The organism is Flavobacterium sp., from assembly GCF_044338735.1.
In the GTDB taxonomy this organism is placed as follows: domain Bacteria; phylum Bacteroidota; class Bacteroidia; order Flavobacteriales; family Flavobacteriaceae; genus Flavobacterium.
In genome coordinates, this window is record NZ_JBIIWV010000078.1 from 1 (window position 1) to 9,940 (window position 9,940).

8 protein-coding genes and 1 pseudogene are annotated in these 9,940 nt (G+C 34.9%); 5 read left to right on the top strand and 4 right to left on the bottom strand.

The genetic code is table 11. The features are described from left to right. The first annotated feature begins 140 nt into the window (after positions 1-140). Positions 141-827 (top strand): ATP-dependent Clp endopeptidase proteolytic subunit ClpP, encoded by a 687-nt coding sequence (gene clpP, locus ACIQZC_RS06470; RefSeq protein ID WP_396138422.1) that lies wholly within the window; start codon positions 141-143, stop codon positions 825-827. A gap of 86 nt (positions 828-913) precedes the next feature. Further along, positions 914-2,146 (top strand): ATP-dependent Clp protease ATP-binding subunit ClpX, encoded by a 1,233-nt coding sequence (gene clpX / locus ACIQZC_RS06475; protein ID WP_396138423.1) that lies wholly within the window; start codon positions 914-916, stop codon positions 2,144-2,146. Between the two features lie 8 nt (positions 2,147-2,154). Here the strand turns inward: clpX and ACIQZC_RS06480 are convergent, their stop codons facing one another. Both ACIQZC_RS06480 and ACIQZC_RS06485 read right to left on the bottom strand, forming a co-directional pair. Further along, on the bottom strand, positions 2,155-2,346 hold the full coding sequence (locus ACIQZC_RS06480) for a hypothetical protein (RefSeq protein ID WP_396138424.1): 192 nt from the start codon (positions 2,344-2,346) through the stop codon (positions 2,155-2,157). Positions 2,347-2,348: 2 nt separating this feature from the next. Beyond that, positions 2,349-3,857, bottom strand: coding sequence for a GH3 auxin-responsive promoter family protein (locus tag ACIQZC_RS06485; protein ID WP_396138425.1), 1,509 nt, complete (start codon positions 3,855-3,857; stop codon positions 2,349-2,351). Between the two features lie 99 nt (positions 3,858-3,956). Here ACIQZC_RS06485 and ACIQZC_RS06490 point away from each other — a divergent pair, with 99 nt between their 5' ends. Continuing rightward, positions 3,957-4,748: a DUF2797 domain-containing protein gene (locus ACIQZC_RS06490; RefSeq protein ID WP_396138426.1), complete on the top strand. Its 792-nt coding sequence runs from the start codon at positions 3,957-3,959 to the stop codon at positions 4,746-4,748. A gap of 52 nt (positions 4,749-4,800) precedes the next feature. Here ACIQZC_RS06490 and sppA read toward each other — a convergent pair whose 3' ends face one another. Next, positions 4,801-6,567, bottom strand: coding sequence for a signal peptide peptidase SppA (sppA, locus tag ACIQZC_RS06495; protein WP_396138427.1), 1,767 nt, complete (start codon positions 6,565-6,567; stop codon positions 4,801-4,803). Positions 6,568-6,679: 112 nt separating this feature from the next. Here sppA and folK point away from each other — a divergent pair, with 112 nt between their 5' ends. After that, complete coding sequence (folK, locus tag ACIQZC_RS06500) at positions 6,680-7,822, top strand: 2-amino-4-hydroxy-6-hydroxymethyldihydropteridine diphosphokinase (protein WP_396138428.1); 1,143 nt, start codon at positions 6,680-6,682, stop codon at positions 7,820-7,822. 265 nt (positions 7,823-8,087) lie between these two features. Here folK and ACIQZC_RS06505 read toward each other — a convergent pair whose 3' ends face one another. Continuing rightward, a complete protein-coding gene (locus ACIQZC_RS06505) occupies positions 8,088-8,615 on the bottom strand; it encodes an RNA methyltransferase (protein WP_396138429.1) in 528 nt (175 codons plus the stop codon). 163 nt (positions 8,616-8,778) lie between these two features. On the opposite strand from ACIQZC_RS06505, the pseudogene ACIQZC_RS06510 reads away from it, so the two are divergent. Next, positions 8,779-9,940, top strand: a pseudogene (locus ACIQZC_RS06510) (DNA mismatch repair protein MutS); the annotation flags it as partial.

The following is a 9,940-nucleotide window of genomic DNA, read 5'->3' on the forward strand; positions in this document are numbered from 1 at the left end:
CAAAAGAAGTAAATTACGACCAATTCATTAAAGCGATGTACGGAGAATAAATTCTCATAAAAAATAATTATCTTTGAGCGTCAAACTAGTTTTGGCGCTTTTTTATACCATTAATTTTCATTAAAAATACATTCAATATTATGAATTACGGAAAAGACCCAAGAGCTTCGCTCGAGATGGCGAAGCAATTTAAGAAATATGCTACCAAGCACCATGGCGTAAACAGTTTGTATTATGATAAAATTGTAAACAGCATGACACCTTACATCATCGAGGAGCGCCAAATGAACGTGGCGTCTATGGATGTATTTTCTCGTTTAATGATGGATCGAATCATTTTCTTGGGAACAGGAGTTGATGATTATGTAGCCAATATTATTCAAGCGCAATTGTTGTTTTTAGAAAGTGTTGATGCTTCTAAGGACATTCAAATTTATATCAATTCTCCAGGAGGAAGCGTCTATGCCGGATTAGGTATTTATGATACGATGCAATTTGTTAAACCAGATGTGGCAACAATTTGTACCGGAATGGCAGCTTCAATGGGTGCGGTATTATTATGTGCTGGAGCCGAAGGAAAACGTTCGGCGTTACCACATTCAAGAGTCATGATTCACCAACCATCGGGTGGGGCACAAGGTGTGGCTACCGATATGGAAATCAACTTGAAAGAAATGTTGAAATTAAAAAATGAATTATACGAAATCATTTCTAAACATTCAGGGCAGCCTTTTGAAAAAGTACACCAAGATTCAGAACGCGATTATTGGATGATTGCTGCTGAAGCAAAAGAATACGGAATGATTGATGAAGTATTAACAAGATAAATTTGGTCGAAAGTCCAAGGTCATAATGTCAAAAGCAATGCTAAGACTTTACGACTTTACGACTTTACGACTTTAGACTAAAAATAATGGCTAAAGAAGTATTAGAATGTTCCTTCTGCGGAAGAAAAAAGCCGGAAACCAATTTATTAATTGCAGGTATTGATTCGCATATTTGCGATAAATGCATTGAGCAAGCCCACGGAATTGTTGTTGAGGAATTAAAGCAAACCGGAAATGCTGATTTGGCAGCCGAATTAATTCTGTTGAAGCCAAAAGAAATTCGCGCGTTTTTAGATGATTATGTCATTGGACAAGATCAAACTAAAAAAGTGATGAGTGTTGCCGTTTACAACCACTACAAACGTTTGATGCAAATTCAGTTGGAGGATGAAGTAGAGATTGAAAAAAGTAATATCTTAATGGTAGGACAAACCGGTACAGGTAAAACATTAGTAGCCAAAACCATTGCAAAAATGTTGAATGTTCCGCTAGCTATTGTTGATGCAACCGTGTTGACCGAAGCAGGTTATGTGGGCGAAGACGTAGAAAGTATTTTAACACGTTTGCTGCAAGCCGCCGATTATGATGTGGCTAAAGCCGAAAGAGGCATTGTTTTTATCGACGAGATTGATAAAATTGCTCGTAAAAGTGATAACCCATCAATAACTCGAGATGTTTCGGGAGAAGGGGTGCAACAAGCCTTATTGAAATTACTCGAAGGAACGGTTGTGAATGTGCCACCAAAAGGAGGAAGAAAACACCCCGACCAAAAATTTGTTGAGGTGAATACTCAAAACATTTTATTCATCGCGGGTGGTGCTTTTGATGGCATTGAACGCATCATTTCAAAACGATTGAATAGACAAGCGGTAGGGTATAGTTCGTCTATAGGAACCGACCATATTGATAAAGACAATTTATTGCAGTATTTAATTCCAAAAGACGTTAAAGATTTTGGATTAATTCCTGAGATTATTGGGCGTTTACCGGTATTAACACACATGGATCCTTTGGATGCTGAAACATTGAGAGCTATTTTAACCGAACCTAAAAATGCTTTAGTAAAACAATATAAAAAGTTGTTTGAAATGGATGATGTAGCCTTAACTTTTGAAGAAGAAGCCTTAGACTATATTGTGGAAAAAGCTTTAGAATATAAACTAGGCGCTCGTGGATTGCGTTCGTTATGCGAAGCCATTCTTACCGATGCCATGTATGAATTACCTAGTTCAAACGACAAGCACTTGCAAGTAACTAAAGACTATGCCGAAAACAGTTTGAATAAGAATTTATTACAACGATTGAAAGCGGTTTCTTAATTATTATATTATACATAAACAACACCTGCTTGGTTTTCAAAGACTAGTGGGTGTTTTTTATTGCCTGAATTAAAAAAAGGAAGTTGTTTTACTTTCACCTCACATCGTTTTGGTCCACATCCATAACGTCTTGGTCCACAAGAAGAAAGCATACTTACACAAAGTAAAAGCAGTAGAGCAAAACTTGTTTTTTGAGTCATGATTAGAGTTGTAATAAACGTTCTAAATAGGTTCGCTCGTTTGATAATCTTGGAACTTTGTGTTGGCCACCTAATTTGTCTTGCTGTTTGAGCCAATCATAAAATAGATTTTCTCTAGCTACATTCAGTACTAACGGGTTTAACGTCATGTTATTATAGCGTTTCGCTTCATAATCAGAGTTGAGTGCTTGTATGTTTTCGTCTAAAGCTTGCGTAAATTTTGCGATATCTTCGGGCGGATTTTTAAATTCAATGATCCATTCGTGAGCTCCTTTTTCCTTCTCTTTCATGAAAATAGGTGCAACAGTATAATCGACCACTTCACAATTGAATGTTTTACACGTTTTTGCCAAAGCCGTATCGGTGTTTTCTACCATGAGTTCTTCGCCAAAAACATTAATGTGGTGTTTGGTTCTTCCCGTTACTTTAATGCGATAAGGGTTTAAAGAGGTAAAACGAATCGTATCGCCAATTGAATAACGCCACAACCCCGAATTAGTCGTGATGACTAACGCATAATTTTTATTTAATTCCACTTGATTCAATCGGATTACGCGTTGGTTGAGTGTGCCAAAAGTATCCATGGGAATAAATTCATAAAAAATACCATAGTCGAGCATCAGCAATAATTCATCGCTACCATTCTGATCTTGAATGGCAAAAAAGCCTTCCGAAGCATTGTAAATTTCATAGTATTTAAAACTGTCTTTCGGGAATAATTTTTTGTACTGTTCTTTATAGGGTTCAAAACTCACACCGCCATGAAAATAGACTTCAGCATTGGGCCACACTTCTAACAAGTTTGATTTTCCGGTGGTTTCCAGGGCTTTTTGCAACAAAACGAGCATCCAACTCGGCACTCCGGCTAAACTGGTTACATTTTCATTTACGGTTTCATTAATTATCGCAGGAAGTTTCGTTTCCCAATCGCCCATCAACGAAATTTTACTGCTGGGTGTAGAGCTAAATTCGGCCCAAATAGGCATGTTATCAATCAATATTGCCGATAAATCGCCAAAAAAAGTATTATTGTCTTCATACAATTGCTTGCTTCCGCCTAAGCGTAAACTTTTTCCGACAAATAATTCCGAATCTTCGTTATTATTCAAATACAAACACAATAAGTCTTTACTGGCTTTGTAATGGCAATTTTCTAAGGCTTCTGCACTCACCGGAATAAACTTACTTTTGGCATTGGTAGTGCCGCTCGATTTGGCAAACCATTTAATATTTGAATGCCAAAAAACATTTTGTTCGCCTTTTCGGGTCAATTCAATTAAGGGTTCTAATTCTTCATAGGAAGCAATCGGAACACGTTCTGAAAATGCAGTGTAATTTTTTACGGAACTAAAATCGTATTTTTTCCCAATTTGCGTAGCTTCTGCCGATTTGATCAAACTAAATAACAACTCTTCTTGCACTTCATAAGGGTATTTTAAAAACAATTCCATTTGATGAATTCGTTTTTTTAAAATCCAAGTGGCAAAAGAATTTATAATTTGTAGTGGCATTTAGCGCGTTCTATTTTGAATTATGAATTGGGAATAATAACTTTACCAAAAATAGCAATTTTTTTAAATAAATAGGCTAAAAAGAAAATCTTAACACAAATGATCTATCAAGGCACGCTGACTAAAATGCAAACTGAATTAGGTAATCCGATTCAGTATTATTTGGTTTTTGAAAATAGTTTTTTGAACCTCAATCAGCTTTTAGGGAAAGACCTTGCTATTGAATTTCTAGGGTATCAATGTTTGAATTGTGGAAAAGCGAAGAAAATCTTTCGTCAAGGATTTTGTTACGATTGTTTTATGAGCAGTCCGGCGGTGGGCGATTGGATCATGAAACCCGAATTATCAACAGCGCATTTAGATGTTGAAGATAGAGATTTAGCCTACGAAAAACGCGTGCAATTGCAACCCCATGTGGTGTATTTAGCCTTATCGAGCGAAGTAAAAGTGGGTGTTACGAGAAAAACGCAAGTTCCTACTCGATGGATTGACCAAGGCGCCGTGCAAGCCATTCCGATTGTGGAAGTTCCGAATAGATATTTAGCTGGAATTACGGAGGTTGCCTTGAAAAACCATTTTGCAGATAAAACCAATTGGCAAAAAATGCTGAAAAACGAAGTGCCTAACATGGATTTAATTGCCGAGCGCAATAAAGTATTCGATTGGTTGCCCAATGAAGTTAAAGACTATTTCCCAAAAGAAGAAAAAATCATTCAAATTGATTTTCCAGTAGTTCATTATCCTACAAAAGTAACCAGTTTGAATTTAGATAAAACCCCAAATTTTTTTGGAAAACTTATCGGAATTAAAGGGCAATACTTACTTTTTGAAGACGGCACCGTTTTTAACGTGAGAACCTTTGAAGGTTATGTGGTGAAAATGAGTTTGTAAAAAAAACTCCCAAAAACAATTTGCTTTTAGGAGTTTAGTATAAAGTGTTTTTTTATCTTATGTTCAATTCATAAGGCATCATTGCTTGAATTCCTTTTCTGCTTTTTAAACGTTTTATTTGTTCTAGCATTTGAAATCCTTCTTCGCCTAATTGCTCTTTTAAGAGTTGTTCTTTCGTTTTAAGAGCTGCTATTCCTGTAAAGTTGGATAAAAAGTCTTCAAAATTTTTCTCATATTCAGGGAAATTTTCAGTTCTATAACTAGTGGTTTTTCCTAATTTTGCAGCATATTTTATTGCAGCTTCAAGTCCTCCAATTTCATCTACTAATCCTAATTTTTTAGCATCCATTCCGGTCCAAACTCTACCTTGAGCCATAGCATCTACTTGTGCTGTTGTCATTTTTCTACCGTCGGCTACTCGTTTTAAAAACGTGGCATACGTTTTTTCAATGCTTTCAAGTGCATAGCTTTTATAATTCTCGTCAATTGGTTCAAAAATGCTGTAACCACTTGCATTTGCATGGGTTTTCACTTGTTCGGCATTGATGCCAATATTTTTACCCAATTGATTCATATTTGGCAACATACCAAAAACGCCTATAGATCCCGTAATAGTATTTGGTTCGGCAAAAATGCGATTGGCATTTGCTGCAATATAATAACCGCCTGATGCCGCATAATTACCCATGGAAACCACAACAGGTTTTACTTTTTTAGTAATTTCTATTTCTCTCCATATTAATTCTGAGGTCAATGCATTTCCACCAGGGCTATCCACTCGCAATACAATTGCTTTAACGTCATCGTCGTTTCGGGCTTCTTCTAGCGAACGTTTGATTGACCCTTCACCAATAATGTTGACGTCGCCTTCACCACTCATGATTTCGCCTTGTGCATAAATCACCGCAATAATATCATCTTTTGAATAATCATCAACAGTTAATGCGGCTGTTTTTGCATAATCCGTAATACTAACACTATTATATTTTTCTTTTTTATCAACTTTTAAGAGATTGCGAATGGCGTTATGATATTCATCTTCATAAGCAATTTTATCAATCATTTTATTGGCTAAGGCTAATTCCGGAGTTCTTGCGCCTAGCGTATTAGCAATTGCGTCTAATTGTGCCACGGTCACTTTTCTACTTTTAGCAATATCAGCCACAATTGAACTCCAAACCGAATTTAACAGTACAGTCATTTGTTCGCGATTTTCCGGACTCATTTCTTGTGCCAAAAATGGTTCAACCGCACTTTTATATTTTCCATGACGAATTACTTCAAATTTAACACCCGATTTTTCTTGTAACTCTTTTAGGTATAAAATTTCGGCCGATAGCCCTTTGAAATCTACTTCTCCTACTGGATTTAAATAAACTTTGTTTGCTACCGAATTTAAATAGTATTCACCTTGGCTGTAATTATTGGCATAAGCATATACAAATTTGCCTGTTTTTTTGAATTCTTCTAGTTTGTCTCGCACTGATTTCATTTGGGCTAACCCTAGTTGAGATTGATTATTAAGGATAGAAATACCCTTAATTTTATCATCATTTTTTGCTGCTTCAATAGCATTTAAAATATCAGTTACACCATCATGATCAGCTTCAAAATAGTTGAAGTCTTTATAACTTGTTTTTCCTGCATAGTCTAAAGTTACTTTTGATAAATCTAACTCAATTACCGAATTTTCTTCAATTGTAACGATGTCTTCGTTTCCACCTGCAATAGCGCCAATAATGATGATTCCAAAGAAAAAAATCATCCAAAAAACAAATAATCCTATTACAGTAGCTAATACGTTTCCTAAAAATTTCATTTTAATTTATTTTTATTATCTATAAGTAGCAAAAGGAATAAAAATGTTACATGTTCATAAAAAAATCGAAAAGGTAAATTATAAGTCTAAAAATGTTTGTTATTTTGCTACTATGAAGCAACATCAAGTAATTCTGTCTTTAGGAAGTAATCAAGGCGATCGTTTAACCACGATTGAAGCTTGTATTGAGTTGATTCATAAAGAAGTAGCTGTTGTAGTTAAGGTGTCAAAAATCTATGAAGCACCTGCTTGGGGATTTGAAAGCGAACCTTTTTATAACGCTGCAATTCTTATTCATACGTCAAAATCGGCTCAAAAAATATTGAAACAAGTTTTAAAAGTCGAAAAATCGTTAGGCAGAGTGCGATTGAAAGATTCTGGTTATCAAGCCCGAATTATAGATGTAGATATAATCGCTTTTGATGAACAAATTATTGAAACCGAAAACTTACAAATTCCACATCCGTTATTACAAAACCGCAAATTTGTGTTGCAACCCATGTTGGATTTAGGATTAAATTGGGAACATCCAACGTTGAAAAAATCGGTTGCTCAATTATTAGTTCAAACGGATGATGAAAGCGAAATCAAAGCAGTTCACGCTATAGTTTCACCAATTGAAAAATTAACATTACAACAATTCAATTATATTGCAATTGAAGGAAATATTGGAGCAGGTAAAACAACATTGGCTTCAAAATTAGCCGAAGATTGTAATGCAAAATTAATATTGGAACGCTTTGCTGATAATCCTTTTTTACCAAAATTTTATAAAGATCAAAGTCGGTATGCGTTTCCGTTAGAAATGTCTTTTTTAGCCGATAGATACCAACAATTATCGGACGATTTGGCGCAATTTGATTTATTTAAAGATTTTGTTGTGGCCGATTATCATATTTTTAAATCGTTGATTTTTGCCAAAGTAACGCTTCAAGAAGACGAATTTCGATTGTATAAAACCATGTTTGACATCATTTATAAAGAAATGCCAAAGCCGGATTTATATGTGTATTTGTATCAAAATACCGAACGACTTTTGGCAAATATCAAAAAACGGGGTAGAAGTTACGAACAAGAAATTCCAGCTGATTATTTAGAGAAAATTAATCAAGGATATTTAGATTACATCAAAACACAAAATGATTTGGACGTAATAATTATTGATGTTTCTGATTTAGACTTTGTAAAAAATCAAGCCGATTATGTTTTTTTGTTGAATGAAATTAATAGAAAAATAGCATTAGCACGCGGATAAAACAGATTCGCTTAGGCGAAACGCTGATTTTAAAGGATTTTTTCACAGACTTGTCACGCTGAAAGCGTCTCTTTTACCTTAATTAAATACGAATTTCACTAATTATCACAAATTCATAGCGCCCTTTGCGAAAAACTTTGCGCCTTTGCGTTTAGAATTTATAAGATTTCTTAAATTAATTCAATCTGTGTTCCAAATTTTTGTTTCAAGTTTGAGGTTTCAAGTTTGAATTTGATTTTTGAACTTGAATTTGATTTTTGAATTTTCACTTCATTTTTTGAAATAAATCCCAAATAACAATTCCAGCACTCACCGAAATATTCAAGGAATGTTTGCTGCCTAATTGCGGAATCTCAATCACACCATCGCTTAAATTAATAGCCTCTTGAGAAACACCTTTGACTTCATTTCCAAAGATTAAGGCGTATTTCGTATTGATTTCGGGTTGAAAATCATCCAACATAATTGCATTTTCAGTTTGCTCCACCGAATATACTTTTATATTTTCTTGTTTCAATTGATTCACTACTTCTAAAACGTCTTTAGCGTATTCCCAAGCAACCGTTTCTGTAGCACCAAGAGCTGTTTTATGAATTTCTTTATTGGGTGGAATAGCCGTAATACCACACAAATAGATTTTCTCAATTAAAAAAGCATCCGAAGTTCTAAAAACCGAACCAATATTATGCAAACTTCTAATATCGTCTAAGATGACAATAATTGGTGTTTTTTGAGCATCCTTAAATTCGTCGATGTTTTTACGTTCTAATTCTTCGTTAGCTAATTTCCTCATGTGACAAAAGTAAAGATTAATTATAAAACTTTAAAACTTGATTTTTGAAATTGATATTGTCATTGTCTTTGAAATTCTTACCTTCGCAATTATACTTAAACTAGAAATTGTGGCGAAGAAATCTGCAGTAACTCCTGATAAAACACCAAAGGAAACGCCTTTAATGAAGCAATACAACGAGATAAAAAATAAATATCCCGATGCCTGTTTGTTGTTTCGTGTGGGCGATTTTTATGAAACCTTTGGAGAAGATGCTGTTCGAGCAGCACAAATTTTAGGCATTACTTTGACAAAAAGAGGCGCAGGTTCTGAAACCGAAACCGCTTTGGCAGGATTTCCACATCATTCTATTAATACCTATTTGCCCAAGTTAGTAAAAGCCGGACTTCGAGTAGCGATTTGTGACCAACTAGAAGATCCAAAAATGACCAAAACCATTGTAAAACGTGGTGTTACGGAGTTAGTGACACCTGGAGTTTCAATGAACGATGAGGTATTGCAATCCAAATCAAATAATTTTTTAGCTGCAGTGCATTTTGGAAAGAAATCCCTTGGAGTTTCATTTTTAGATGTGTCAACAGGCGAATTTTTAGTGTCGCAAGGCAATGAAGAATACATTGATAAATTATTGCAAAACTTTCGTCCGAGTGAAATTTTAATTCCGAAACAGTTTAAAAATCAGTTTCAATCGGTTTTTGGAGATGATTTTCATACCTTCTTTTTGGAAGATTGGGTGTACAAAGAAGATTTTGCCTTAGAAAGTTTGACCAAACATTTTCAAACTAATTCGCTAAAAGGCTTTGGTGTCGAAGAATTAACAGAAGGTTTGATTGCCTCAGGCGCGATTTTGTATTATTTATCGGAAACGCAGCATAATAAAATCCAACACATTACGAATATCCAACGCATTGCGGAAGATGCTTACGTTTGGATGGATAAATTTACGATTCGTAATTTAGAACTCTATCACAGTTATAATCCAAATGCTGTGACGCTTTTAGATGTGATCGATAAAACGCTTTCGCCAATGGGAGCAAGGTTGTTGAAACGTTGGTTGGCGCTTCCGTTGAAAGATATTGCAAAAATTAGAAGTCGTCATGAAGTAATTTCGTATCTAAAATCTAATCCCGAAGTTTTACAGCAAATTCAGTATCAAATCAAACAAATTTCCGATTTGGAACGTTTGATTTCAAAGGTTGCTACAGGCAAAATTTCGCCAAGAGAAGTCAATTTTTTGAAAGATTCGTTAGATGCGATTATTCCTATAAAAACATTGGCTTTAGCTAGTGAAAATGAAGCTTTACGAATAATTGGAGATAGCTTAC